The following is a 24,422-nucleotide window of genomic DNA, read 5'->3' on the forward strand; positions in this document are numbered from 1 at the left end:
GCGGCACACACCATCATTCGAACGTAGAGTCAGGACACGTACGCCCATGATACCGATCACAGTCGTCGAATTCGGAAAAGAGGAAGAGCTCTCGGTCCTCGAGGTGATCCGATCCGGCAATGTGGCGCAGGGCGCGAAGGTCAAGGAGTTCGAGGACCGCTTCGCGGACATGGTCGGCGTGAAGCACGCCGTGGCCGTCAACAACGGGACCACGGCACTGGTCGCCGCGCTGCAGGTCCTCGACCTCGAGCCGGGCGACGAGGTCGTCACCAGCCCGTTCACGTTCGTGGCGACGCTCAACGCCATCCTCGAGGCCGGCGCCACGGCGCGCTTCGCGGACATCTCCGAAGCGGACTACAACGTCACCGCCGACACGCTCGCCGCCGCGATCGGCGACCGCACCCGCGTGCTCATGCCGGTGCACCTCTACGGGCAGATCGCCGACATGGCCGCGATCTCCACGCTGGCCACCGAGCGCGGCCTCGCGATCGTCGAGGACACCGCCCAGTCGCACGGCTCCGAGCAGGACGGCACGTTCGCGGGAGCGACCGGCATCGGCACGTTCTCGTTCTACGCCACGAAGAACATCACTACCGGCGAGGGCGGCATCATCACGACGAACGACGATGTCGTCGCCGACCGCCTCCGCGTCCTCCGCAACCAGGGCATGCGCGCCCGGTACCAGTACGAGGTCGCCGGCCACAACTACCGCATGACCGACTTGCAGGCGGCCCTCGGGCTCCCGCAGCTCGACCGTTACGACCGGGTCGTAGCCGCCCGTCAGACGAACGCCGAGCGCCTGCGCGCGGGACTGGCCGATCTCCCCGGCATCCTCACGCCGTCCCAGCTTCCCGGACGTCGCCACGTCTGGCACCAGTTCACGCTCCGGGTGACGCCCGAGAGCGGGATCACCCGGGACGAGCTCTCCGCCAAGCTGACCGAGGCGGGGGTCGGCTCCGGCATCTACTACCCCAAGCTGGTCTTCGACTACGACTGCTACCGCGATCGCGGCGACGTCATCGCCGGGGAGTTCCCCGTGGCCGAGACCATCGTGCGCGAGGTGCTGTCGATCCCCGTCCACCCGGCCCTCTCGCCGGCCGACCTCGACACCATCGTCGACGCGATCCGGAAGGCGGTGGCATGATGACGGGCCCCCGCATCCTCCTCGTCGGCGCCGGGTCGATGGGCTCCCTGCACGCCCGCGTGATCTCCTCCTCGGGCGGCGCGGAACTGGCCGCCCTGGTCGATCCGCGCGAGCACGTCGGCCGTGAGGTCGCGGAGCGGTTCGGCGCGCAGTGGCGGCCCGAGATCGGCGACCTCACCGGCATCGACGGCGTCGTCGTCGCGGCCGCGACGGAGGCGCACCCCCAGCTCGCCCGCCAGGTCCTCGAGGCCGGCGTCCCGCTCCTGGTCGAGAAGCCCGTCGCCGACGGCCTCGACAGCACACTCGAGATCATCGGGCTGTCGGAGTCCCTCGGCGTGCCCATGATGTGCGGCCTGCTCGAGCGCTTCAACCCCGCGGTGCTCACCGCTCAGAAGCTGGTCAACGAGCCGATCTTCGCCACCGCCGTGCGGCACTCGCCCTACGTCCCGCGGATCCGGACCGGCGTGGCGTGGGACCTCCTGGTCCACGATGTCGACCTCTCGATCCGGCTCCTCGGCGAGCCCGTCCGGGTCAGCGGCGCGGTGGAGCAGTTCCACCCGGCCTCCGTGCCCGGCGCGGAGGACGTGGCCGAGGCCGTGCTCGGGTTCGAATCGGGCGGCATCGCGCACGTCTCCGCGAGCCGGATCGGCCAGCGCAAGATCCGCACGCTCAGCATCCACGACCTGGACCGGCTCATCGAGGTGGACCTGCTCCGCCGCGACGTCACGGTGTACCGTCACGTCTCCGACCAGGCCGCGGACGACGACGGCCGGGGCTACCGGCAGCAGACGGTGATCGAGATCCCCGAGCTCGTGACCTCGGTCGAACCGCTCGCCGCACAGCTCGCCCACTTCACCGGCCTCATAGCCGGCACGGTGGACGCGGACGCGGAGCGTCGCTCCATCGTCCCCTCGCACCGTGTCGTCGAGCAGCTGAAGGCGACCGCGCGCCGCTGAGCAGCCGCGGAACCACGCCGCCGACGAGAAAGGGCGCCCCGTCCGTGACGGGGCGCCCTTTCTCGTAGGCCTGGCGGCGTCAGCGGGAGACGGTCCCCCGGGCGGCGGCGAGTTCGCTCAGCGTGGCGAGGTGGTTCTCCGCCACCTTGTCGATCGTGAAGTGCTCCTCCACCACTGCCTTCGCGTTCGCAGACACGCGCTCGCGCGCGGCGGCCGGGTCCTCCAGGACCTCGATCAACTTCGCGGCGAGACTGTCCGGATCGGCGCGCTCGTCGGTCTCCGAGACGAAACCCGAGAGGTAGAGGTGCTTCTCGTCCTCGAGGACCACCTCGATGAAGTTGTCCGGCCGGATGGCCGCGACGACGGGGATGCCGACGGCGAGGCTCTCCAGACTCGCGGTGCCGAAGCCCTGGCCGTCCAGCTCGTGGACCTCGAGGTCGGCGGCCGCCAGATAATCCGGGATCTCCTTCTGCGGCCGGGCCCCGATGGCGCGGATGGCGTGATCGACGCCGAGGGTCTTGGCCAGTTTCAGGAACTCGTCGTGGTAGACGCCGCCGATCACGACGACGATCAGGTTCGGGAACCGCTCCAGGACGGCGGGAAGCGCCTTGACCAGGGCCACGCGGCTCCGCTGGGGAATGACATGGCCGAGGGACAGCAGGACGTGGTTGTCGCCGAGGTCGTGCTCCACCCGTGCGCGCTGCGCGTCGCCGCCGCGCAGCACCGCCGGATCGATCCCCACCGGGATGTACGCCTTGCCCCGGAACGCGCGCCGGTACCGCTGGTCGATGTATCGGTCCATCAGGACGTCCATCACGACGAGGCGAGGACGATGGACACGCATGAGCGGCTTGACCATGACCGCGTCCGCGACCCGGTAGATGAAGTTGTTCAGCGCATTCGGGCTGTAGAGCCGGGTGTGGATGCTGAGCAGCGTCGGGACTTTCCGGGAGCGCGCCCACCAGCCGGTCATCCACGTCAAGTCGAAGAACTGTCCGTGCTGGTGGATGACATCGGGCTCGAAGCCGTCGAGCAACGCGAAGACCTCGCGCTTCGTCCGGGGCGACATCGTGAACGCGATGTCGAAGTTCGCGGCCAGGCGCGTCTTGGGAAGGGTCCACGCGGGGATCCGGACGATGGTGAGGCCGTCCCGCTCCTCGCGTGCGGGGGCGCCCTTGTAGCCGGCCGTGAGCACGAGGACCTCGTGACCGGCGGCCGCGTACTTCTTCGCGAGGTGATCGGCGAGATGCGAGCTGCCGCCGGGTCGCGGCGGGAAGAAGTTGTTGACGACGGCGATCCTCATCGGGTCTCCTCCCTGCGCGCGCCGACGACCCTCGGCGCCGACGGGACGGTCAGGTCGACGGTGCCCAGCACTCGGGCGGGCACGCCTCCCACAACCGTCAGCGGCGGGACGTCGGCGTTGACCACCGCGCCCGCACCGACGATCGCGCCGTCCCCGATGGTCACGCCCATGTTGATCACCGCGTTCGCGCCGATGAAGACGCGATCGCCGATCGTCACGGGCGCGCGGTCGACCGTCGGATACTCCCGGCCGGAGACGCACCTCAGCGCGCTGGAGTGCGTGTAGATGTGCACGCCCGACGCGATGTCGCAGCCTGCCCCGATCGTGAGACCGCCGGAGCCGTCGATCACGGTGAAGGCACCGATCCAGGTGCCGTCACCGACGACGGGCTCCCCGACGATCCACGCGTGCGGGTTGTAGGGGTTCTCCGGCAGTCCCGATGAGGTCACTGTCAGGAGTTCTGGATGAGCCGGGTCATGCCCTCGCGGACCTCGATCGTCGGCTCGAAGCCGAGGACCTCGGTGGCGCGCGTCGTGTCGGCGGCGCGACGCGACACCAGGACCGGGCGCGGGTTGAACTGCGGCTCGACATCCACGCCGACGGCGTCGATGAGGATGCGGGCGAGCTCGGCGACCGTGGTGTCGATGCCCGTGCCCACGTTGATCGCCATGTTCGACTGCTCCGACGTCAGGGCGAGCACGACGGCGCGCGCGATGTCCTTGACGTGGATGAAGTCCATCGACTGCTTGCCCTCGCCGTCGATGACCGGCGCCTCGCCGTTCTTCAGACGGTTCACGAAGTGGTTGATGACCGACGTGTAGTAGGCGGTGGTCTTCTGGCCCTCGCCGTAGACGTTGAAGAAGCGCAGGGCGATCCAGGAGAGACCGGCGCGGCGCTCGTAGTAGCCCAGGAGATCCTCGCCGGTCCGCTTGGAGATGCAGTACGGCGTCAGCGGGCTGAGCTTGTCGTCCTCGTGCATCGGCAGCTTCTCGGGGTCGCCGTAGACCGACGCGCTCGAGGCGAACACGACGCGCTTGACGCCGTGGTCGGCCGCGGCGGCGAAGACGTTGTGCGCGCCGATGGTGTTGATGTCCATCGACTCGTACGGGTCGGCGTTGCTCTTGTTGATCGACACGGCCGCGAGGTGGATGACGTAGTCGCATCCCTTCATCGCCGCGTGGACGGCGCCGCCGTACCGGACGTCCTGATCGATCAGCTCCACGCGGCCGCCGGCGACGAGCTTGTTCACCGCGTCGCGGTCGCCGCGGAACATGTTGTCGAAGATCCGGACGTTGTAGCCCTGCTCGAGGAGCTGGTCGACGACGTGCAGGCCGATGAAGCCCGCACCTCCGGTGATGAAGACGGTTTCGGTCACGAGTGTTCGCTCTCTCTTCTCTGGTCGGTTCAGCGCGCGGCGGCGACGGCGTCGCGCAGGGTGTCGGCGACGATGTCGACGTCGTCGACACCGAGGTTGGCGTGCATGGGGATCGCGAGGTGTCGGCGGAACAGGTCGGCCGACACGGGCAGGGTGCCCTCGAATCCGTAGATCGGCTGCACGTGCGACGCGTACGTGCCGAAGTTGCACTGTACGCCGTTCGCCTTGAGGTGCGCGGCGACGGCCCCGCGGTCGACGTCGGCGTCGAGCGTGACGACATACGACTGCCAGGGGTGCACGCGGTCGTCGAGGGCGACCGGGGCGGTCACGCCCTCGATGTCCGCGAGCCGCTCGGCGTAGCGGTCGGCGATCCGGCCGCGGGCGGCGACGAGGCCCTCGAGCCGGTCGAGCTGCGCGAGCATGATCCCGGCGGCGACGTCGGACAGGCGGTAGTTGTAGCCGAGCTCGTCGAACGAGGGCACGGGGAGGTCGGTGCTGTTCTCGCGGGTCAGCGCGGGGGCGATGCCGTACGTGTGGAGCTTCCTGGCGTGGTCGGCCAGGTCGGCGCGATCGGTCGTGAGCGCTCCGCCTTCGCCGGCGGTGATGCCCTTGCGTCCGTGGAAGCTGAAGGTCGCGACGTCGGCCAGGCTGCCGGCCGGGCGGCCCTTGTAGCTCGCTCCGGCGGAGCAGGCCGCGTCCTCCATCAGCCACAGGCCGTGCTTGTCGGCGATGGCGCGCAGCTCGTCGTAGTCCGCCGGCTGACCGAAGACGTCGACCGCCAGGATGCCGACGGTGCGCGGGGTGATCGCGGCTTCGACGGCCGCAGGATCGGCGCTCCAGATGTCGGGGCGGATGTCGGCGAAGACGGGCTTGGCGCCCGTCCAGGCGACGGCGTGGCCCGTGGCGGGGAAGGTGTAGTCGCCGACGATCACCTCATCGCCCGGGCCTGCGCCCAGGACCTCGAGGCCGAGGTGCAATGCCGCACCGCAGTTGTTCGTCGCGAGCGCGTGGGCGACGCCCGCGGACGCGGCGAAACGCTCCTCGAATGCGGCGCAGGTGGGGCCGGCTCCCGAGAGCCAGTTCGAGGCGAACACCTTCGCGATCGCCTCGAGCTCCTCGTCACCGACAGTGGGCTGGCCGAGTGCGATTGTCTTCGACAAAGGGGTGTGAACCTTTCCTGTTCCGTCGGCGCGGGGGTGAGCGCACAACGGCCACTATGCTACCGGATTCGACGGGGGCACGCTGGGAAGCGGGTAGGATCGACCACGCTCCGGGCAGATCGACGAGAGGACTCCGTGGCTGAGCAGGACGTGATCATCATCGGCGGCGGGATCGTCGGACTCGCGGTGGCGGAACGGCTCTCGCGCGCCCGCCGCGGGGTGACCCTCCTCGAGAAGGAGACCACCTGGGCCGCCCACCAGACCGGGCACAACTCCGGGGTGATCCACGCCGGTCCGTACTACAAGCCCGGATCGCTCAAGGCGACCATGTGCACGGCCGGCAACCGGTCGATGGTCGAGTTCGCACGCGAGTACGGCATCTCCCACGACGTGTGCGGCAAGCTCATCGTCGCGACGGAGGAGAAGGAGCTCCCCGCCTGCAGACGCTCTTCGAACGCGCCACCGCCAACGGCGCTCCGTCCCGTCTCCTCGGCCCGGAGGAGGCGCGCGAGTACGAACCGCATGTCAACACGGTCGGTGCGCTCCGCGTCGAGACCACCGGGATCATCGACTACGCCGCCGTGAGCAGGAAGCTCGCCGAACTCGCCATCGGGAACGGCGCCGACCTGCGCCTCGGCACGGAGGTCGTCGCGATCGCCGCCACTGCGGACGAGGTCGTGGTCACCCACTCGCAGGGCGAAGTCCGCGGCGGTTGGCTGATCAACTGCGCCGGGCTCCAGAGCGACAGGGTGGCCCGGATGGCCGGCCTCGAGCCGGAGGCGAGGATCGTCCCGTTCCGCGGCGAGTACTACGAACTGGTCGAGAGCCGCCGCGACCTGGTCAAGGGCCTGATCTACCCGGTCCCCGACCCGGACCTCCCCTTCCTCGGCGTGCACCTCACCCGCATGATCGACGGGAGCGTCCACGCCGGCCCGAACGCCGTCATGGCGCTCGCCCGCGAGGGCTACCGGTGGACGGACATCAACGTCGCGGACACCGCCTCGACCATCGCCTACCCCGGCTTCCTGCGGCTCGCCTCCCGCAACGTCGTCACCGGGGCCAAGGAGATCATGCGGTCGTTCTCGCAGCGTCTCTTCGCGTCCTCGCTGGCGCGGCTGGTCCCCGAGGTGTCGACGGCCGACATCGTGCGCGCGGGCTCCGGCGTCCGCGCTCAGGCGATCCTGCGGGACGGCTCGCTCGCGGACGACTTCATCATCCAGCGCGCACCCCGCCAGGTGCACGTGCTCAACGCCCCGTCTCCCGCGGCGACGAGCTCGCTCGAGATCGCGAAGCACATCGCCGCAGAGATCCACGACTGACGCCGATCCGCGGCTGACGTCGATCCGCGGCTGACGTCGCGGGAGCGGCGCTCGAACCTCGAACGGGGGACAGCCGTCGGCCTGGTCTTCCGGGCGAGGCGGGCTATCCTCGTAAAATACACACATTTCCCCGCGGCCACGCGCGTCGCGCAGTGACGAGGAGGCGGGCGTGAGTCGGAAGCGCTGGGTCCGCGGTCTCGCCGCGATCGCGGGAGCCGTGCTCCTCGGCCCGCTCCTCCAGGTCGTCGGCGTCGGCGTCGCCGCCCCCGCGTCCGCGCTCTCCGGATCCCAGTTCGATCCCGGCAACATCATCAGCGACCAGGTCTTCTTCGACTACACCGCGATGCCGCAGCCCGCCATCCAGACCTTCCTGACCCAGGTCGAGGCGGGCTGTACCGCGTCCAATGGTCAGCCGTGCCTCAAGGACTACCGGGTCGACACCTACTCCCGCCCCGACACCGGCCCGAACCGCTGCACCGCCTACACGGGGGCGCCAGGCGAACTCGCGAGCACGGTGATCTGGAAAGTCGCCCAGGCCTGCCAGATCAACCCGCAGGTCCTCCTGGTGCTGGTGCAGAAGGAGCAGGGGCTCGTCACCTCGCTCGCTCCGTACACCCGGATGTACCAGGTGGCGACGGGGTACGCGTGCCCCGACACCTCCGGGTGCGACACGTCGTACTACGGCTTCTACAACCAGGTCTACAAGGCGGCCTGGCAGTTCCGCACCTACACCAGGGACCCGTACTCCTGGAACTTCTATCCGGGTGTCCGGCCGGTGCAGTACAACCCGAACGCCGGCTGCGGGTCGAGCAACGTCAACATCCAGAACCAGGCGACCGCGAACCTCTACAACTACACCCCCTACCAGCCGAACGCCGCGGCGCTCGCCAACCTGTGGGGCGTCGGCGACAGCTGCTCCGCGTACGGCAACCGGAACTTCTGGGCCTACTTCAACACCTGGTTCGGCTCGAGCTCGGTGTCGACGGGTACGACGGCCATCCAGGCCGCCTACACCGCGTCGGGAGGCGCGTCGGGACCGCTCGGACAGCCGATCAGCGGCGTGCTCAGCATCCCCGACAACGGTGGCGGCCTCGGGCAGGCGTTCCAGGGCGGATCGATCTACTGGACCTACAGCACCGGCGCTCAAGTCGTGCGCGCCGGACCGATCCTGAACTACTACTTCGCGCGCAACGGCGCTTCGGGACCGCTCGGCTGGCCGATGAGCGGAACGATCGCGATCGCGGGCAACGGCGGCGGCTCGGGACAGGTGTTCACCGCGGGTTCCGTCTACGCGTCGGCGGCCGGCGCCTTCCTCGTGCGCGACGCGATGCGCGACGCGTACTTCAAGGTGAACGGGTCGGCGGGGATCCTCGGCTGGCCGACAGGTGAGATCCAGTGCGGACTCACCGGAGACGGCTGCCTCCAGACCTTCCAGAGCGGCAGGCTCTACGCCAACCCGACGGCGGGTTACGCGTTTCCGACCACCGGACGGGTCCTGGCCGCCTATCTCGCCGCCGGCGGAGACGCCGGCCCGCTCGGGCTCCCCATCAGCGCGACCGGCGCGGTCGACGCCAACGGCGGCGGCACGGCTCAGGCGTTCGCCAACGGCTCGATCTATTCGGCGACGTCCGGCGGCGACTACGTCGTGAGCGGCGGAATCCTCTCCACGTACTTCACGTTCAAGGGGTCGCTCGGTCCCCTCGGCTGGCCGGCGGGAGCCGCCGTCTGCGACGCCGCCAAGACCTCCTGCACACAGGCCTTCCAGAACGGATCGATCGCGTGGAGCGCCGCGGCAGGCGGAAGACTCGCCTCCCCGCAGATCGACGCGGCCTACGCCTCGGCGGGCGGCGCCGGCGGCGCCCTCGGGCCGGTGGCCAGCGACTACATCCCGATACAGGGCGACCCCGGGGGCATGGCCAGGGTCTACGCCAACGGCTCCATCTACTGGAGCAGCACTCTCGGCGCCTTCGCCGTCAGCGGAGCCACCCGCCAGGTGTACTTCACGCTCGGCGGCTCGACCGGAACGGCCGGGTGGCCCACGGGCGCGCTCTCCTGCACGGGGACGGCGTGCTCGCAGACCTTCCAGAACGGGACGATCGCCGGCTCGCCGTCGACGGGGACCTACCCGGTCCTCGCCGCCGCGAACACCGCGTACGCAGCGGCGGGCGGTGCGACCGGCGCCCTCGGACTCCCGACCACCGCAGCGCTCCCGATCACCGGCAATGGCGGAGGGATCGGTCAGGTGTTCGTGGGAGGCTCGATCTTCGCGGCGAACGGCGGAGCGGGATACCCCGTCTCCGGCGGAGTACGGGACTACTACTTCGCTCTCGGCGGCGCCAACGGCTCCGCCGGCTGGCCGGTCGCGGCCCAGTCCTGCACGGCCTCGACCTGCACGCAGAAGTTCAGCGAGGGCACGATCACGTACACGACCGGGACAGGCGGCAGCTTCCACCCGTGAGCCGCTCTCCGGAGCGGCCAGCTAGAATCATGCGGCGGCACAGGCGAAACGACGCCGGCCGCGCCGACACCCCGAGGAGAAGAGTGACTACGACGACCGCGCGTCGATCGCCAATGGCCGCACTGCGCCGTATCCGGATCCCGGTCTTCTGGTCGGCCTGGGCGCTCCTCTTCGTCCTGATGTCGCTGTGGAGCGTCGCGACCCCGCTGATGGCGAGCCCGGACGAGCCTGCTCATGCGATCCGCGCGGCCGCGGTCGTCCGCGGAGAGTTCGTCGGGAACCCGTCGACACGGGTGCCCGGCTCAACCGACGTCACCGTGCCGAAGTACGTGGGCGATGCGCACAAACTGCCCGCGTGCTACGCCTTCCGGTCGGACGTCACCGCCGCCTGCGAGCCGTGGCCGTCGCACGACACCACGGAGATCCCGTCGACCACGACGTCGACACTGAACTCGCCGGTGTTCTACGCCATCGTCGGCACGCCCTCCCTGGTGCTGAACGGCGCCCCGGCCCTCTACGGGATGCGGATCGTGACCGCGCTGCTGACCTCCGGGCTGCTCGCCATCGCGTTCGCCGCCGTCGCGCGCTTCCCGCGGAGGAGGTTCGCTCTCCTGGGCACGGCACTGGTGGTCACGCCGATGGTGCTGTTCCTCGGCGGCACGGTGAACCCGAACCCGGTCGAAGCCGCAGGCGCCGCAGCGACGCTCGCCACCATGATGCTGATCTTCCGCACCCCCTCCCCCGGCCGCACACTCTGGCTGAGGCTGACGATGCTGGTCGTCAGCGTGTTCTTCCTGGTCAACACCCGCTCGATCTCCCTGGGCTGGCTGCTCGCCATCACCGCCGCCGCCATCCTCATGGCCGACTGGAAGACCTTCTTCGCGGTCTTCCGACGCCCGGCCTCCTGGGTGGCCGTCGGACTGATCGGCGTGACCGTCGCACTCGTCGGGGTGTACTTCCTCATCCCGAAGGGCCTCACCCAGACAGCCAACGCGCTGGGGATCGGGAGCTCCCCCTCTATCGCGTTCTTCACTGTCCTGGACAAGACCTTCGACTACGGCGCCGGCTGGATCGCCGAGTTCGGCTGGCTCGACACACCGCCGCCCGGGGCCGTCGTGGTCATCTGGACCCTCCTGCTCGGCGCCCTCGTCGTCGGAGCGGTGGTGCTCGCCCGCGGCCGGCTGCGCCTCGGCCTCATCGCCTGGGTGGTGCTGTTCTTCCTGGTCCCGCCGATCACCCAGGCCGGCCTCGTGCACGAGTGGGGATATGTCTGGCAGGGCCGCTACACGCTCGCGCTCTTCGTCGGGCTCGGGATCATCGCCGGCATCGCCCTGGACGACCGCTTCCCCGACACCGTGGTCCCCAACTTCCGGAGACTGCTGATCACCGGCCTCGCACTCCTGGGCTTCGCGCAGGTGCTCGCCTTCGCCTGGGCGCTCAAGCGCTACGTCATCGGGCTCGACCTGTACCACAGCTGGATCCAGATGCTCACCCACCCGAAATGGGAACCGCCCGTGCAGTGGCTCGTGCTGACCGTGCTCTTCACGGCCGTGATCGTCGTCGCCGCCTGGGCGCTCTACCGGGCCGTGACAGCGCACCACGACGCGATCGTCGCCGCGAGCGAGGACCACGAGCCGGAACCCGCGCTCTCCGCGGCCGGCTGACGTCCCAGCCGGCGGCCGCAGGCCGAGAAACACCTCGAGGAGAAAAGTGACATCGACGACCGGGCGCCGTTCGCCCCTGTCCGCGCCGCGGCGCATCCGGATCCCGGTCTTCTGGTCGGCCTGGGCACTCCTCTTCGTCCTGATGTCGCTGTGGAGCGTCGCGACCCCGCTGATGGCGAGCCCGGACGAGCCTGCCCACGTGATCCGCGCGGCCGCGGTCGTCCGCGGAGAGTTCGTCGGGAACCCGTCGACACGGGTGCCCGGCACCACCGACGTCACGGTGCCGAAGTACATCGCGGACACCAACCAGCTCCCGCTGTGCTTCGCGCACCTGCCGGCCGCGACCGCGGGATGTGCTCCGTGGCCGTCGCACGACACCACGACGACGGCGTCCACGACCACCGCGACGCTGAACTCGCCGGTGTTCTACGCCATCGTCGGCACACCCTCCCTGGTGCTCAACGGCGCTCCCGCGATGTACGGCATGCGCATCCTGACCGCGCTGCTGACCTCCGGGCTGCTCGCCATCGCGTTCGCCGCTCTCGCACGCTTCCCGCACAGACGGTTCGCGATGATGGGCATGGCCCTCGGGGTCACGCCGATGGTGCTGTTCCTCGGCGGCACGGTGAACCCGAACCCGGTCGAAGCAGCAGGTGCCGCAGCGACGCTGGCGACGATGATGCTGATCTTCCGCACCCCCTCCCCCGGCCGCACACTCTGGCTGAGGCTGACGATGCTGGTCGTCAGCGTGTTCTTCCTGGTCAACACCCGCTCGATCTCCCTGGGCTGGCTGCTCGCCATCACCGCCGCCGCCATCCTCATGGCCGACTGGAAGACCTTCTTCGCGGTCTTCCGACGCCCGGCCTCCTGGGTGGCTGTCGGACTGATCGGCGTGATCGTCGCACTCGTCGGGGTGTACTTCCTCATCCCGAAGGGCCTGACCCAGATCGCCGCGCTCGGGCTCGGGAGCTCGCCCACGAACGCCTTCCAGGTCATGCTCGATCAGACGTTCGGCTTCGGCGCCGGCTGGATCGGCTGGTTCGGCTGGCTCGACGCGCCGCCGCCCGGGGCCACCGTCGTCATCTGGACCCTCCTGCTCGGCGCCCTCGTCGTCGGAGCGGTGGTGCTCGCCCGCGGCCGGCTGCGCCTCGGCCTCATCGCCTGGCTCGTGGTCTTCATCCTGGTCCCGCCGATCACCCAGGCCGCACTCGTCCGCGACTGGGGCTTCGTCTGGCAGGGCCGCTACGCCCTCGCGCTCTTCGTCGGCATCGGGATCATCGCCGGCATCGCCCTGGACGACCGCTTCCCTGACACGGTCATCCCGAACTTCCGGAGACTGCTGATCACCGGCCTCGCACTCCTGGGCTTCGCGCAGGTGCTCGCCTTCGCCTGGGCGCTCAAGCGCTACATCGTCGGACTCGACCTCACGCACAGCTGGATCCAGATGCTGACCCACCCGCAATGGCACCCGCCCGTGCCCTGGCTCGTCCTCACGGCGGCCTACGCGCTCGTCACCCTCATCGCCGCCTGGGCGCTCTACCGGGCCGTGACCGAGCGCCCCGCCACGACCGCCGCGGTGACCGAGGTGCACGAGCAGGAACCCGCGCTTTCGGCCGCCCGCTGACGGCGCGGCGCCTCAGAGCTGCGACGCCTGCCTGCGGCGCTCGATGCGTGCCCGGTAGCGCTCCACCACAGCGGACACGCCGCCCTCGCGCAGGTAGTACGCCGCGCGGTCGAAGTCGCGACGGATCCCGGTGCGCGGCGTGATCTGGACCTTCTTGATCGCGCCGGTCGACTCGGACTTCTTCTGCACGTCCTTGTCGGCCGCGCGGATCGGACGGCGGCAGAACTCGATCAGCGGGGCGAGAGCACGGCTCCAGCGGAAGTCCTCGCGCACGCGGGCCACCGCGCTGCGCGCGCCGGCGACCGCATCCGCGTCGAAGAGGTACGTCTCCAGGGCCTCGGCGAGCGCGTCGACGTCCTGCTCGGGAACCGACGCGCCCAGCCCCTCCTTCGCGACCAGATCGCCGAACGAGTCGCCGGCGGTGGTGACGATCGGGAGCCCGGCCCACAGGTAGTCGAGAATGCGGGTGCGGAACGAGAACGTGGTCTCGACATGCTGGAAGTGCGTCGAGACGCCGAGGTCTGCGTCGAGCAGGTAGTTCTGGCGCTGCTCGTACGGCACCCAGCTCTCGTTGAAGAAGACGTTGGTCCCGAGAAGCCCGAGCTGCTCGGCCAGGACACGCGCCTGCGAGACGGCCTCCATCTCCGGCACATCCGGGTTCGGGTGCTTGACGCCCATGAAGAACAGCCGGATGTCGTCGTGCCGCTCCCGGAGCTGCGCGACCGCGCGGATGAGCGTCTTCGGGTCGAACCAGTTGTAGATGCCGCCGCCCCAGACGATCACCTTGTCGTTCTTGCCGATGCCCGGCACCGTCCCCCGGATGGCGTGCTCGGTCTGCTCCGGGTCACCGGACGGGATGCCGAACGGGGCGACGGCGATCAGCGAGTCGAGCTCGGGGTCGCGCGAATACGTGTAGGCGTTGATGCGGCCGAGGGCGGCGAGCTGGCCGAGCCAGAAGTGCCGCTGCCTGTCGCTGGCGCAGAGGAAGAAGTCGCCCTGCTCGAGCTGCTGGTTGAGAGTGCTGGTCGCGTCGCCGATCTGCTTGTTCCACTGCTTGAACGTGTTGCCGCGCCCCTGCTCGAGCTGCTCCAGGTGCATCGGGTCGTACACGTCGACGACGAGGATCTTGTGCGACTTGGCGAGCGCGGGGAACAGCGCGAGCGCGTTGCCCTGCAGCACGATGACGTCGGCCCACTTCTCGTGCTCCACCACCGTCGACGGGCGGTGGTGCGAGATCGTCGCCAGCTCGAACGGCGCCTCCAGCGGGGAGACCGACGTCATCGACACCAGGCGGACGTCGTGCTCGTGTGCGAGCTCGCCCGCGATGTGCCAGGAGCGGATGGCCGGTCCGGCCATGCGCGCGCCGATCGGATCGCCGGTGATGACCAGCACGCGCCGGCGGCGTCCGGCGTTCTCCAGCACCTCCAGGCTGCCGACGATCTTGGCGTAGCCGTCGAGGTACGACTCGATCGGGTAGGCCGGCTCGTCCAGTTTGCCGAAGAGCTGGATCAGTTCGCGATCCGTCTTCTGCCGCGACGCCTGGATGGCCCGGCGCTTCTCGGTCATCTCCGGAAGCAGCTCGACGAGCCGGTCGATCGCGAAGACCCCCGCCATCGTCGACTTGGGCACCTCGAGCGTGCGCTGGTCGTCGCCTCCCGGGTTGCGGAGGTCGAGCTGGGTCGAGTCGAGCTCTCCCCGGCCGACCGCCCGGCGGATCGCGAGGAGCAGGGCTGCGGCGAACGTGTCGTCCAGCAGCTCGTCTCCGAGGTTCTTGTACAGCGTGTAGAGCGCGTTGCGCTCCAGCAGGTACTCCTCGCGGAAGTTGCCGAACTTGTTCATCGACGCGTGGTGCTTGTGGTAGGCGAGCGACGCCGGCTGGAAGCGGAAGCGATAGCCGGCCAGGTTGAGGCGCCAGCCGAGATCCACGTCGTCGTAGAACATGAAGTAGTCGTCGTCGAAGCCTCCGAGCTCCTCGAAGACGTCCGCACGGATGAACATGGCGGCGCCGGTGCCGAACAGCACATCCTTCTCGGTGTCCCACGAGCCGCGGTCCTGCTCGCCGGCGTGCGGCTTGTAGCCCATGCCGTACCAGGTGATCGATCCGTCGACGAAGTCGACGTCCTTGCCGTCCCAGTCGAGCACTTTGCTGGCGACCGCGCCGATGTCACGACCGGTGGCGAAGGTGTCGATCGCGGCGCGGATCCAGTCCGTGTGCGGTTTCGCATCATTGTTGAGGAACGCGACGAACTCGCCCGTGGAGTGCGAGACGCCCAGGTTGCAACCGCCGGTGAATCCCAGGTTGGCGCCGGAGTCGATCAGCACGATGTCGTCGCCGAGCGCCTGCAGCCTTTCGAGGCTGTCGTCGCCCGAACCGTTCTCGACGACGACGATCTCCAGCAGCTCGGCGGGCCAGTTCGTCTCGCGCAGCCGCGTGACGCACTCGATGGTGTCGTCCGTTCCGCGGAAGTTGACAAGGACGACCGACACAACCCCTGAACGTCGCTTCTTCATCTGCTTTTCCGAACCTCGTCTTTTCCTACTACCGTCGAGCGAATCGTCCCGGAGTCTACCAACCGTGTGCGCGGCCCTGCTGATCGCCGGCGTCGCGGGATGACCGCGGGGCAAGGTTCGGCATGAGAGAATCTGAGACACTCGACAGAAAAGGTGCCCTGCAGCCCATGACAACCGTGTGCATGACCGTGATGGTCCGCGACGAGGCAGACATCATCGGTCCGATGATCGAGCATCACCTCGCTCAGGGCATCGACCGCATCATCGTCACCGACAACGGCTCCCGTGACGGCACGACGGAGATCCTGGAGTCCTTCGGATCCGCGATCGACCTGCGTCACGACCCTGTGCACCGCAAGCAGCAGTTCTCCGTCGTGACCGCGATGGCCCGGGACGCGTACACCCGGTACGGCGCCGACTGGGTCGTCAACGCCGACGCCGACGAGTTCTGGTTCCCGCGTCAGACCGGCACGACGCTGGCCGACGTTTTCGCGAAGCTCGACCCCGCGATCGTCACCTTCACTGTGCCCGTGATCGACATGACCGGCGACCCCGCCGCCGACGGCACCGGCCTGCAGCGGCTCACGCTGCGCGACCTGCGCCCGACCGAGCGCCTGAAGGAGATCGGCCTCCGCGCCCACTCCACCCCGGACGCCGTGCACATCGGGTCCGCCGAGGTCGAGGTGGCGCAGGGGAACCACTTCGTCAATCTGAAGAACGGCGCTCCCGTGCCGGACGAGCTCGGACTCGAGGTGCTGCACTTCCCCTGGCGGTCGTGGCGCCAGTTCGCGACCAAGGTCGAGAACGCCGGCCTCGCCTACAACGCGAACCCGGATCTGCTGCCGAGCCCGAATCACCACGGGATGCGCGAGTACGGCCGGCTGGAGGCGGGCACGCTATTCGCGTACTACGTCATCCGGCATCCCGACGCGCACGAGACCAGGGCGGGAATCGACTCGGGCGAGCTGGTGCGCGATGAGCGCGTCAGCGCGTCTCTGGTCTCCCCGGTCCCCGACACTGCCCTCGATCCCGCGGCCGTCGCCGCCGCGTACGAGTACGGGCCGGTGATCGCGGGCCTCGACGCGCGCGCCGACGAGGCGCGGAACGCCGCCCAGGCACGGGAGGCGGAGCTGCTGGGGTTCGTCGACGAAGGGAAGCAGCGCATCGACGGGCTCCTCGCCGACGTCGCGGACCGGGACCACCAGATCGCCGAACTCTCCGACACCGTGGACCGGCAGCAGCGCCGCCGGGTCGTGCGGACCGCGGACTGGGTCGACCGGCACCTGCGGCGCGCCCAGTAACGGCACGGTCTGCGGCGCGCTCCGAACCGACGCGCAGAGGATAGCCAGGAACGGTCGAGGTAAGCTATCGACTGCTCATGTCTACTCCTTCTCTCACCGACGCCGAGCGGCGGCAGGCCCGTTACGCCGCGCTCGAGTCGATGCCCCTGCAGACGGTCGGCTCCAACGGCCCGTCCTTCGGCTCGTCCTGGAGTTCGCTGCGCGAGATCTGGGGTCAGCGCCAGATGCTCGACCTGCTGATCCGCCGCGACCTCAAAGCCCGTTACAAGGACAGCGCCCTCGGATTCCTGTGGTCCCTGGTGCGCCCGCTGACCCAGCTTCTGATCTACTACGTGGTGATGGGGCAGTTCCTCGGCGCCGCCCGCGGCATCCCGGACTTCGCGATCTACATCTTCTCCGGCCTCACCGCCTACACGCTCTTCAGCGAGGTGGTGAACGGCTCGACAGGATCCATCGTCGGCAACTCGGGGCTGATCAAGAAGATCTACCTGCCGCGCGAGATCTTCCCGCTCGCGAGCCTCGGCTCAGCGCTCTTCAACTTCGCCATCCAGCTCGGCATCCTCCTGGCAGCGACCCTCGTCCTCCTCCGCTTCCCGATCAGCGCCGACCTGGTGTACCTGGTGCCGTCCTTCCTGGTCGTCGTGATCTACTCGCTGGCGTTCGGTCTTCTGCTGGCCGCGCTGAACGTGTACATGCGAGACATCCAGTACCTGGTCGATGTCGCGCTCATGGTGCTCATGTGGGCGTCGCCGATCGTCTACTCCTGGTCGATGGTCAAGAACGTCATCAAGTCTCCGCTCCTGCTCGAGATCTACACCGACAACCCGGTCACACTGGCCGTGCTCGGCTTCCAGCGATCGCTTTGGATCGGCGGCCAGGGCACGGCAGAATACCCCGGCGGACTCATGCTCCGTCTCGCGGTCGCCGGCGTCATCGGGCTCGTGCTCATCGTGATCTTCCACCGCGTCTTCACACGCCTTCAGGGAAACTTCGCTCAGGCCCTATGACCGACAGCACTCAGACAGGCGACGTGACCATGTCAAGCCACACCCCGGAGGCGCTGAGCGCGCGGCCCGACGTGATCGTGCTCGACGACGTCACCAAACGGTTCGTCATCCGCAAGGACAACTCCCTCAAGGAACGTCTGGTCACTCTCGGCCGGGCCGGGCGCAAGCACCGGGAGGACTTCTGGGCGCTGCGCGGCGTGACCGCGAGCATCAAGGCGGGCACGACCATCGGGCTGATCGGCCACAACGGGTCCGGCAAGAGCACGCTGCTCAAGGTCATCGGCGGCATCATCGACCCGACCAGCGGCTCGGTCTCGCGCCGCGGACGGATCGCCGCGCTCCTCGAGCTCGGCGCCGGGTTCCATCCCGACCTCACTGGACGCGAGAACGTCTTCCTCAACGCCGCCATCCTCGGTCTCACCCGCAAGGAGACCGAGGATCGCTTCGACGACATCGCCGAGTTCTCCGGGATCGGCGAATTCATCGACACCCAGGTCAAGTTCTACTCGTCGGGCATGTACGTCCGGCTCGCCTTCGCTGTCGCCGTCCACACGGACCCCGACATCCTCCTGGTCGACGAGGTCCTGGCGGTCGGCGACGAGGCGTTCCAGCGCAAGTGCCTGGACAAGATCCGCAGCTTCCAGCAGGAGGGCCGCACGATCATCCTGGTCACGCATTCGCTCGGTCAGGTCTCCGAGCTCTGCGATCAGGCGATCCTGCTCAACCGGGGCGAGGTGGTCTTCAGCGGCGAGGCCCACGAGGCGGTGGCGCGTTTCCGCGACATCCTGGAGGAGCGTCGCATCGACGAGATCCAGCGCCATGCCGCCCCCGACGTGACCGTGCCGGTCCCCAAGGTCGTCGCCACCTCCGTGCGCGCCGCCGGCCGCTCCGAAGGCGAGCCCGCCGAGCACGGCGACGACCTGATCGTGCGCACGACCTTCGACCATCCCGGACTCAGCCCGCACTGGATCGCCGCCATCCAGATCGACAACGCCTCGGGCCAGGTGGTCTACGGCACGGCGAGCAGTCGGCTGGGGATCGACCTCGAGCCTTTCGAGGGCCGGCGCACCGTCGAGTTCACGCTCAAGAACGTGCAGCTCGGTTCGGGCAAATACTTCGTCAACGTGTCCCTGATGGACACCACCGGCCGCCACCTCGCGGACGCTCCCCAGGCCTGCGCGTTCAATGTCGCGTACTACCCGAAGGCGACGGGCACGTCGTACCTCGAGCCCGAGTTCACCGACCTTGGTTCCACGCCGGACGCAGCAGCCGCACGATGACGGCCACTGTCCGTGTCGTCACGGTGACGTACAACTCGTCGCGCGTCCTGACGGATTTCCTCGGGTCGGTCGGCGCCGCGGCGGAGGTCACGCCCGCCGTCACGGTGGTGGACAATGCGTCCCGCGACCTCCCGGCCACGCGCGAGATCGTGGCTGCGCATCCGGGAACGGAACTGATCGAGTCGCCGGACAATCTCGGCTACGGCGCCGCGATGAATCTCGGCGTGCGCGCCCGTGACAGAGCCGACTACTACCTGCTGGCCAACCCGGACCTGATCTTCCAGCCCGGCACGATCGACCTCCTGGTCGCGGCCGCGGAGGCGGCCCCCGGAGCGGGAGCGCTGGGACCGGCGATCTTCAACTCGGACGGGACCTTGTACCCGTCGGCACGTGCGCTGCCGTCGCTTCGCAACGGCATCGGTCACGCGCTCTTCTCGCGGTCCTGGCCGTCCAATCCCTGGACCAGGAGCTACCGGCCGCTGCCTGTCGACCATACCGAGCCCGTCGCGGTCGGCTGGCTGTCCGGCGCGTGCCTCCTCGTCCGCGACGACGCGTTCCGCCGGATCGGCGGCTTCGACGAGAGCTTCTTCATGTACTTCGAGGACGTCGATTTCGGGCGGCGCATCGGCCTCGCGGGTCTCGAGAACCTCTACGTCCCGGCCGCCCGGGCGATCCATTCCGGCGCGCACTCGACCTCGGAGCGGTCCGAGTCGATGGACCGCGCGCACCACGACAGCGCCTACCTCTACCTGTCGCGGGTCTACTCCGGCGCGCTGCTCGCGCCGGTCCGCCTCGCGCTCCGCGCGGGGCTCTGGGTGCGCGGGCGCTGGGCCGGCCGGCGAGCGCACCGCACGGCCGGCTGACCCTGGTCAGGCCCTAGTCGCCCTTCGAGTCGAGCAGTCCGAGCAGGTACGACCCGTAGCCGCTCTTGACCAGCGGCGCGGCGAGGTCCCCGAGGTGGGCGTCGTCGATCCAGCCGGCGCGCCAGGCGACTTCCTCGACGCAGCCGACCTTGAACCCCTGGCGGTCCTCGATGACGCGGACGTACTCCGACGCCTGCATCATGGACTCGAATGTCCCGGTGTCGAGCCACGCGGTCCCGCGGTCGAGGACCTGGACCTGGAGCTTGCCCGCCTGCAGGTAGCGCTCGTTCACCGTGGAGATCTCCAGCTCCCCGCGCGCGCTCGGCTCGATCGTCTTGGCGATCTCCACGACGGAGTTGTCGTAGAAGTACAGGCCGGGCACGGCGTACTTGCTCTTCGGGCGGGACGGCTTCTCCTCGATCGACAGCGCCGTGAAGTTCTCATCGAACTCGACGACGCCGTACGCGGTCGGGTCGCTCACCTGGTAGGCGAAGATCAGGGCGCCGTCGACGTCGGTGTGCTGCCGCAGCGACGAGCCGAGGCCGGTGCCGTGGAAGATGTTGTCGCCGAGCACGAGCGCGACCGACTCGTCGCCGATGAACTCCTCGCCGATGATGAACGCCTGCGCGAGCCCGTCCGGCGACGGCTGCACGGCGTACTCCAGCCGGATGCCGAGCTGCGAACCGTCGCCGAAGAGGGCCCGGAACTGCTCGTTGTACTCGGGCGTGGTGATGATGAGGATCTCGTTGATCCCCGCCATCATCAGCGTCGACAGCGGGTAGTAGACCATCGGCTTGTCGTAGATGGGCATGAGCTGCTTGGAGATGCCCTTGGTGATGGGCCAGAGCCGGGTGCCGGAGCCGCCGGCGAGGATGATTCCGCGCATGAGCTGAGGGTGGTCCTTACTTGTCGTCGAGCGAGGCGTAGAAGGCCCGCGCTGCGTCCCAGGTCGGCAGGAGGCCGCTCTCGTTCGCCTCCGCGAGGCCGGGCGCGTCGGTGTCCTTCGCGGAGAGGAGGAGGTCCTCTGCCGGCAGCGGGAACTCGAGGGCGATATCGGCGTCGAGCGGGTTGATCCCGTGCTCGCGGGTCGGGTTGTAGACGTCGGTGACGAGATAGCTCACGGTCGCGTCGTCGGTCAGAGCGACGAAGCAGTGCCCGAGGCCTTCCGCAACGTAGATCGCTCGCCGGTCGACGTCGTCCAGCAGCACCGAGTCCCACTTCCCGTAGGTGGGGGACCCGACCCGGATGTCGATCACGAAGTCCAGCACCGCGCCGCGCGGAGCCATCACGTACTTGGCCTGGCTCGGCGGGATGTCGGCGAAATGGATGCCGCGCACCGAACCGCGACGTGAGACCGAAGTGTTGCCCTGCTTGAGGTCGAGCGAGTGGCCGACCGCCTCCTCGAGCCGGTCGAACCGGTAGAACTCGAAGAAGAGCCCGCGGTCGTCAGGATGCTGACGCGGGGTGATCTCGTAGGCGTCGGGGATCTCTAGTTCTCGGATCTGCACCCCGGGAGTCTACCAAGCGTGCCGGGAGCGCTCGCGGACGGCCCGGATCAGCTCATCCGCCCTGGCCCCGAACGAATGCTCGGCCGCGACCCGTTTCACGATGCCGGCCATGTCGTCGTCGTCCGGCCAGCCGTCGTCATCGTGGAGCAGCCGCGCGAGATCGGCCTGACCGGAATACGGGCGAACCGCTCCCCCGAAGATCTCCAGGCCCTCGATGTCGTCGCTCACCACGCGCGCGCCGCTCGCGACCGCGTCGAACAGGCGGTTCGCGAGGAATCCCTCCGCCCGCATGTCCTCCCAGTGGTCGTTGAGCACGATGCGTGCGCTGCGGTAGGCCGCCGACACGTCGTCGTTGGCGAGGAACTGGCCGCGGACGAGCGCCGGGTCGATGAACTGCTCCCAGCCGTCCCCGTAGACCGAGAGGTCGGCTCCGGCGGCGAGCGCGTCGCGCACGATGGGACGGTAGACATTGCGCGTCTTGCCGACGAAGAGCACGTCGGACGCCAGCGACGCGTCCTCCGGCCCCGGATGGAAGCGCTCCGGCGATGTCGCCTGCAGCAGCGGCAGGACCGGCACGCTCACCTGCTCGCTCATCCGGCCGGCCCAGGCCGCCCCCGCCGCGTAGACGAGGTCGTAGCACTCGAGCTCGTCGGCCCCGACCATCTCCGGGTGGCTGATCACCCAGAGGATGTTGAAGGCGGCGGGATTCGGCGGGACGATGTGCAGCCCGCGCAAGGTGACCGTGACATCGTCGAGGTGGTCGGAGCCGGCCCGGTACGCGGAGTCACGGGTGTCCACCGTCACCTGCTCGCCCCGCGCGCGCAGCGCCGAGGCCAGGTCCTCCGCGAAGTAGGTGTCGCCCCACACGCGCCCGGCTTCTCCCGACGGCGCGCCCGAGCGGATCGACCAGCGTCGCGGCGCCTCCTGGCGCGCGGCCAGGAGCGGTTCGGCGAAGCGGGTCGCGCCGAGGAAGTCGTTGCCCATGATCCGCTCGCGCAATTCGGGGACGGCCGAGCCGCGCACGCCCTCCAGCCGGAAACCGCTCCGGGCGACGACGGACTCGAGCGTCGGCGAGGCGAGGGCGTCGGTCGGGTGCCCCCGCCAAGCGCTCCGAGCGGCGCTGGGCACCCGGGAGCGCGCGTCCACGACATGGGCGCCCAGGGCGACCACCGGCGCTCGGGCCGCTGTCGCCCGCGCAATCCCCTCCTCCGCGCCGTAGCCGGGATCGAACCCGGCGAAAGCGTCGAGGTCCACGAGCACGCAGCGGGAGGTCACGACGCCCACCGTGAGGCGGTCGGCGGGAGGCAGGTCGGACAGCGGGTGCTCGGCCAGCACCCGAACAGGCGGAGCGGCCCGGGAGACGAAGACGGAGCCCGCGTCGACGACCAGGCCCGATCCGTCCGTCACCAGCGGCTGGACGAACGCCGCGCCCGACTCCTCCGCGACCCTGCGCAGTGTGTCGTCGACGTCTGCCGGCGCATCCACCTCCGCGTCGAGCACCACGGCGTAGCGCGTCTCGACCTCGCCGATCAGGGCGTTGGCCGCGGACGTCCAGGAGTCGGCCGCAGGGAACCGGCCCGGATCGACGACGACGCGCGTCACGCCCGCGCGGCGATCCCGGGTCGCGCCGTCGAACCCGATCGGCGCCGGGGACACGGGCGGCTCGGTCTGAGGACGGCGCTGCGGCGACGGGATCGCCGGGGCCGTGGGTGCGCCGGAACGCAGACGGCCGAGCACGCGAGAGGGATGCCGCACCAGGGCCGCCGCCCTGCGTACGCGCGACACCTGCTCCGCCCGAGGCCGCAGGACCGCCGCACCCCACGCCCCCGCACCCCACGACCCCGCACCCCACGCCCCCGCACCCAACGACCCCGCGTCGCCCAGCATCCGCTCGCGCCGGACGTACGACGCGGCGGCCAGGGCGCGGCGGCGTGCGTCGTCCGCGTCGTCGGCCAGCGCGACGATCGCGGTGCGCCAGGCGTCGGCGCCCGACGGGACGAGGAGCGCCCCGTGCTCGCCGGTCCCACTGTAGGCAGGCGAGTCCGAGGCGACCGTGGCGAGCCCGAGCATGCTGTACTCGAGGAACCGGAGGTCGCTCTTCGACGCGTTCGCGCCGACATCCGCGAGCGGAGCGACACCGAACGCCCACCTGTCCCGGTGAGCGTGGAGCCACGCGGCGAACGCGGGATACGGATGCGCCCCCGCGGGGATCTCCAGGCGCGAGAACCAGGGCTCGTCCGCGCCCGTCACCCCGACGACTTCGAGCACGATCGGCCGGCCGCGCGAATCGGTCAGCCCGTCGAACACGGGGCGCAGGAGGGCGAGGTCCACGGCATGGGTGGTCGACCCCACGTACACGACGCGGGTCTCGGCGAGCTCGCGCGCGGGCTCCGCCGGCGCCGGCCCGGGCCAGAGTCGCGGGTCGAGCTCGTTCTGGACGACGACGATCGAGCGGGCGAAGTCGCTGACGGTCGCCGCGAGCCGGTCCGTGCTGACGATCACGACGTCCGCTTCCGCCGCGAGCCGCCGCACGGCGTCGAGGCGTGCCACGTCGTACTCCTGCGCGAGCAGACGGGCCCTCGCCTCCTCCGTCAGGACGTCGTCGTCGAGGTCGAGCACCAGCCGCGCGCCGCGTTGCCGTGCCCGTGCGATGACGCCCTCGAGCAGCTCGCCGGTCACTGCGTCCCCCTGGACGAGCACGGAGTCGTAGTGATTCAGGTCGTCGCCGACCGCGTAGCGGACGGGGTCGATCAGGGTGGCGGTGAGGAGCCCCAGCGACTGGGCGTGCGCGATCCGGCGTACGACACGGACCTCCGCCGAGGCGGGATGAGCACCGGATGCGCCGTGCACGATGTAGCCGAGGTGGGCGCGCGCGCCGCTTCGACGGCTCATGCGGGATCGCCTCCTGTTCATCCGCGCCGTCGACGGGCCCGCGGATGGCTCAAATAT

16 protein-coding genes and 2 pseudogenes are annotated in these 24,422 nt (G+C 69.5%); 10 read left to right on the forward strand and 8 right to left on the reverse strand.

Annotated elements, in window-relative coordinates; translation table 11 throughout:
- Positions 1 to 46 precede the first annotated feature (46 nt).
- Positions 47 to 1,144, forward strand: a complete 1,098-nt coding sequence (locus tag ACR5MH_RS09135; protein WP_431346945.1) for a DegT/DnrJ/EryC1/StrS family aminotransferase — start codon at positions 47 to 49, stop codon at positions 1,142 to 1,144.
- A complete protein-coding gene (locus ACR5MH_RS09140; protein WP_431346946.1) occupies positions 1,141 to 2,100 on the forward strand; it encodes a Gfo/Idh/MocA family protein in 960 nt (319 codons plus the stop codon). Before ACR5MH_RS09135 ends, ACR5MH_RS09140 begins: the two co-directional genes overlap by 4 nt.
- 79 nt (positions 2,101 to 2,179) lie before the next feature.
- Here ACR5MH_RS09140 and ACR5MH_RS09145 read toward each other — a convergent pair whose 3' ends face one another.
- The 4 genes and pseudogenes from ACR5MH_RS09145 to ACR5MH_RS09160 form a co-directional block, all read right to left on the reverse strand.
- Complete coding sequence (locus ACR5MH_RS09145) at positions 2,180 to 3,403, reverse strand: glycosyltransferase family 4 protein (RefSeq protein WP_431346947.1); 1,224 nt, start codon at positions 3,401 to 3,403, stop codon at positions 2,180 to 2,182.
- A 68-nt stretch (positions 3,404 to 3,471) separates the two neighbouring features.
- Positions 3,472 to 3,630: pseudogene (locus ACR5MH_RS09150) on the reverse strand (DapH/DapD/GlmU-related protein); the annotation flags it as partial.
- A gap of 224 nt (positions 3,631 to 3,854) precedes the next feature.
- Positions 3,855 to 4,778 carry an NAD-dependent epimerase/dehydratase family protein gene (locus ACR5MH_RS09155; protein ID WP_431346948.1) on the reverse strand — a complete coding sequence of 308 codons (924 nt, stop codon included), beginning with the start codon at positions 4,776 to 4,778 and terminating at the stop codon, positions 3,855 to 3,857.
- Between the two features lie 29 nt (positions 4,779 to 4,807).
- Complete coding sequence (locus ACR5MH_RS09160) at positions 4,808 to 5,938, reverse strand: DegT/DnrJ/EryC1/StrS family aminotransferase (protein WP_431346949.1); 1,131 nt, start codon at positions 5,936 to 5,938, stop codon at positions 4,808 to 4,810.
- A 186-nt stretch (positions 5,939 to 6,124) separates the two neighbouring features.
- Between ACR5MH_RS09160 and lhgO the strand changes: the two are divergent.
- The 4 genes and pseudogenes from lhgO (at position 6,125) to ACR5MH_RS09180 (ending at position 13,003) form a co-directional block, all read left to right on the forward strand.
- Positions 6,125 to 7,257, forward strand: a pseudogene (gene lhgO, locus ACR5MH_RS09165) (L-2-hydroxyglutarate oxidase).
- A 169-nt stretch (positions 7,258 to 7,426) separates the two neighbouring features.
- Entirely contained in the window at positions 7,427 to 9,715 is a 2,289-nt protein-coding gene (locus ACR5MH_RS09170; protein ID WP_431346950.1) for a hypothetical protein, read from the forward strand.
- Between the two features lie 83 nt (positions 9,716 to 9,798).
- Positions 9,799 to 11,379: a DUF2142 domain-containing protein gene (locus tag ACR5MH_RS09175; RefSeq protein WP_433862518.1), complete on the forward strand. Its 1,581-nt coding sequence runs from the start codon at positions 9,799 to 9,801 to the stop codon at positions 11,377 to 11,379.
- A 46-nt stretch (positions 11,380 to 11,425) separates the two neighbouring features.
- Positions 11,426 to 13,003 carry a DUF2142 domain-containing protein gene (locus tag ACR5MH_RS09180; RefSeq protein WP_433862519.1) on the forward strand — a complete coding sequence of 526 codons (1,578 nt, stop codon included), beginning with the start codon at positions 11,426 to 11,428 and terminating at the stop codon, positions 13,001 to 13,003.
- A 12-nt stretch (positions 13,004 to 13,015) separates the two neighbouring features.
- Here ACR5MH_RS09180 and ACR5MH_RS09185 read toward each other — a convergent pair whose 3' ends face one another.
- The gene (locus ACR5MH_RS09185; protein WP_433862520.1) at positions 13,016 to 15,490 is read right to left on the reverse strand and encodes a glycosyltransferase; all 2,475 of its coding nucleotides are present in this window, start codon (positions 15,488 to 15,490) and stop codon (positions 13,016 to 13,018) included.
- Between the two features lie 191 nt (positions 15,491 to 15,681).
- Between ACR5MH_RS09185 and ACR5MH_RS09190 the strand changes: the two genes are divergently transcribed.
- The 4 genes from ACR5MH_RS09190 to ACR5MH_RS09205 all read left to right on the forward strand — a co-directional run bounded on the left by ACR5MH_RS09190 (position 15,682) and on the right by ACR5MH_RS09205 (position 19,965).
- Positions 15,682 to 16,815 (forward strand): glycosyltransferase family 2 protein, encoded by a 1,134-nt coding sequence (locus ACR5MH_RS09190; protein WP_431346956.1) that lies wholly within the window; start codon positions 15,682 to 15,684, stop codon positions 16,813 to 16,815.
- A gap of 77 nt (positions 16,816 to 16,892) precedes the next feature.
- Entirely contained in the window at positions 16,893 to 17,822 is a 930-nt protein-coding gene (locus ACR5MH_RS09195) for an ABC transporter permease (RefSeq protein ID WP_431346957.1), read from the forward strand.
- A complete protein-coding gene (locus tag ACR5MH_RS09200) occupies positions 17,819 to 19,102 on the forward strand; it encodes an ABC transporter ATP-binding protein (RefSeq protein ID WP_431346958.1) in 1,284 nt (427 codons plus the stop codon). Before ACR5MH_RS09195 ends, ACR5MH_RS09200 begins: the two co-directional genes overlap by 4 nt.
- Positions 19,099 to 19,965 carry a glycosyltransferase family 2 protein gene (locus ACR5MH_RS09205; RefSeq protein WP_431346959.1) on the forward strand — a complete coding sequence of 289 codons (867 nt, stop codon included), beginning with the start codon at positions 19,099 to 19,101 and terminating at the stop codon, positions 19,963 to 19,965. The genes ACR5MH_RS09200 and ACR5MH_RS09205 overlap by 4 nt, the downstream gene beginning before the upstream one ends.
- 13 nt (positions 19,966 to 19,978) lie before the next feature.
- Here the strand turns inward: ACR5MH_RS09205 and rfbA are convergent, their stop codons facing one another.
- Genes rfbA through ACR5MH_RS09220 form a run of 3 tightly spaced genes read right to left on the reverse strand, consistent with a single transcriptional unit; the run spans position 19,979 to position 24,365 of the window.
- On the reverse strand, positions 19,979 to 20,851 hold the full coding sequence (gene rfbA, locus ACR5MH_RS09210; protein ID WP_431346960.1) for a glucose-1-phosphate thymidylyltransferase RfbA: 873 nt from the start codon (positions 20,849 to 20,851) through the stop codon (positions 19,979 to 19,981).
- 16 nt (positions 20,852 to 20,867) lie between these two features.
- On the reverse strand, positions 20,868 to 21,473 hold the full coding sequence (locus tag ACR5MH_RS09215) for a dTDP-4-dehydrorhamnose 3,5-epimerase family protein (protein ID WP_431346961.1): 606 nt from the start codon (positions 21,471 to 21,473) through the stop codon (positions 20,868 to 20,870).
- A gap of 9 nt (positions 21,474 to 21,482) precedes the next feature.
- On the reverse strand, positions 21,483 to 24,365 hold the full coding sequence (locus tag ACR5MH_RS09220) for a glycosyltransferase family protein (RefSeq protein ID WP_433862521.1): 2,883 nt from the start codon (positions 24,363 to 24,365) through the stop codon (positions 21,483 to 21,485).
- Positions 24,366 to 24,422 lie beyond the last annotated feature (57 nt).

Origin of the sequence: Streptomyces sp. L7 (assembly GCF_050990935.1) — a bacterium.
GTDB lineage: Bacteria > Actinomycetota > Actinomycetes > Actinomycetales > Microbacteriaceae > Leifsonia.

Coding starts and splice junctions, on each gene's coding strand:
- ACR5MH_RS09135 (WP_431346945.1), top strand. CDS start 47: ATGATACCGATCACAGTCGTCGAATTCGGAAAAGAGGAAGAGCTCTCG.
- ACR5MH_RS09140 (WP_431346946.1), top strand. CDS start 1,141: ATGATGACGGGCCCCCGCATCCTCCTCGTCGGCGCCGGGTCGATGGGC.
- ACR5MH_RS09145 (WP_431346947.1), bottom strand. CDS start 3,403: ATGAGGATCGCCGTCGTCAACAACTTCTTCCCGCCGCGACCCGGCGGC.
- ACR5MH_RS09190 (WP_431346956.1), top strand. CDS start 15,682: ATGACAACCGTGTGCATGACCGTGATGGTCCGCGACGAGGCAGACATC.
- ACR5MH_RS09195 (WP_431346957.1), top strand. CDS start 16,893: ATGTCTACTCCTTCTCTCACCGACGCCGAGCGGCGGCAGGCCCGTTAC.
- ACR5MH_RS09200 (WP_431346958.1), top strand. CDS start 17,819: ATGACCGACAGCACTCAGACAGGCGACGTGACCATGTCAAGCCACACC.
- ACR5MH_RS09205 (WP_431346959.1), top strand. CDS start 19,099: ATGACGGCCACTGTCCGTGTCGTCACGGTGACGTACAACTCGTCGCGC.
- rfbA (WP_431346960.1), bottom strand. CDS start 20,851: ATGCGCGGAATCATCCTCGCCGGCGGCTCCGGCACCCGGCTCTGGCCC.
- ACR5MH_RS09220 (WP_433862521.1), bottom strand. CDS start 24,365: ATGAGCCGTCGAAGCGGCGCGCGCGCCCACCTCGGCTACATCGTGCAC.